At 63.0% G+C, this 1008-nt stretch carries 3 protein-coding genes and 1 pseudogene; 3 read left to right on the top strand and 1 reads right to left on the bottom strand.

Going from position 1 to position 1008, the window contains the following annotated elements:
• Nucleotides 1–271, bottom strand: a pseudogene (locus ACEN88_RS32650) (hypothetical protein); the annotation flags it as partial.
• Between ACEN88_RS32650 and ACEN88_RS32655 the strand changes: the two are divergent.
• The 3 genes from ACEN88_RS32655 to ACEN88_RS32665 form a co-directional block, all read left to right on the top strand.
• Nucleotides 270–461: a hypothetical protein gene (locus ACEN88_RS32655; RefSeq protein ID WP_413346410.1), complete on the top strand. Its 192-nt coding sequence runs from the start codon at nt 270–272 to the stop codon at nt 459–461. The pseudogene ACEN88_RS32650 and the gene ACEN88_RS32655 sit on opposite strands and share 2 nt — an antisense overlap.
• A complete protein-coding gene (locus ACEN88_RS32660) occupies nt 462–779 on the top strand; it encodes a hypothetical protein (RefSeq protein ID WP_413346412.1) in 318 nt (105 codons plus the stop codon).
• Between the two features lie 102 nt (nt 780–881).
• Nucleotides 882–1008, top strand: a 127-nt coding sequence (locus ACEN88_RS32665) for an NfeD family protein (RefSeq protein ID WP_413346414.1), incomplete at its 3' end; no start/stop codon positions are given.

Genomic DNA, 1008 nt, shown 5'->3' on the forward strand with positions numbered 1-1008 from the left:
GGCCGTCGATCTCGACGAGGCGCGCGGCCGCCGTCAGCAACTCGGGCGCGAAGCCGTCGGACAGAGCGGTAAGGATGGTGCCGTACAACGCGTCCGCCGTGTCCCAGTGCTGCTTGAGTTGCGGATGCAGCACCTTGTCGCGCCATTCCTCCCGCGCCATGACCACCTGGCGGCCGTGTTCGTCACAGGCCGTGATGACATCGTCGATGGCGGGCGCCGGGGCGGCGGCGGTCGTGCGGGTGCGGAAGGCGGCGAACAGACGTCTGAACATGGCGGATCTCCAGAAGGCGATGCATCGCATTATTGGCGTTTATTTCCACATGGAAATTGATCTTCCGCGGCAAGCGGGTTACGACGCGATATGCATCAACGCGGGCACGATGTTGAGCCTGAAGCAACAAGTTGTTGACTTGGCACGGAAAAACGTTACACTTTGGCAAATAGTTTTGTCGGGGATGTGAATGAAGCGCCTGGCCTGGTTGACAATCATGATGGGAGCACTGTGGGCAGGCGCGGGTCATGCCGCCGATGCAAGCCTGTGCAAGTCGATGTGCAGCGCCGAGAAGCGCGAATGCCGGGCGAATGCGGAGGGGCTGGCCCTGGACGACGGGGGCTCGCTGCTCGACCTGCCCGAGAAAAATCCGATGGCGCGCGCGGCACAGGAGCAGGTGCCTTCGGAGGCGGCGCCTGCGCCGCGCCGGCCGACGCCGTACTCGTCAGGCCGAAGCAGGACCGTTGACTCCGCGCACAGACGCGCTAGACTGGCGATAACGATTTGATCACCGACACAATCATTGAACCCGATATCAATTACGCGACCCTCGTCACCCGTAGCGGGCGGCGGGGGTTTTTTATCTTTCGATCCGACCACGGAGGAAACCATGGCTGAATGGATGGGCTGGCTGGTAGCGGCCGGCGTGCTCGTGATCCTGGAGCTGTTCACCGGGACGTTTTACCTGCTGATGATCGCCATCGGTCTCGCGGCGGCGGCGATCGCCTGCCCGGGAC

Origin of the sequence: Massilia sp. CT11-108 (genome assembly GCF_047302915.1) — a bacterium.
GTDB lineage: Bacteria > Pseudomonadota > Gammaproteobacteria > Burkholderiales > Burkholderiaceae_D > Telluria > Telluria orientalis.